This is a genomic window from Bradyrhizobium uaiense (genome assembly GCF_010811875.1).
In the GTDB taxonomy this organism is placed as follows: domain Bacteria; phylum Pseudomonadota; class Alphaproteobacteria; order Rhizobiales; family Xanthobacteraceae; genus Bradyrhizobium; species Bradyrhizobium uaiense.
On sequence record NZ_VKHP01001288.1, the window covers coordinates 1 to 207 of the forward strand.

Consider the following 207-nt stretch of genomic DNA (forward strand, 5'->3'; position numbering starts at 1 on the left):
CTCTCCGTGTCCGCACCGCCGACGGCCCTCCTCAGCGGATTTGGGATAAAGGTCAGCAGCATCTCCCGGGCGACGAAGCTGGGCTCATTGGCGAGCAACGTGCCTCAGGGGAGAAGAAATACTATCTCGCCAACCTGCCTGCGTCGACGGATCTGCGCACATTGGCCGCCACTATCAAGGCGCGATGGATCTGCGAACAGGCGCATC

1 pseudogene is annotated in these 207 nt (G+C 61.8%); it reads left to right on the forward strand.

Annotated features, from left to right (window positions below):
* Positions 1–207: pseudogene (locus tag FNJ47_RS49650) on the forward strand (IS701 family transposase); the annotation flags it as partial.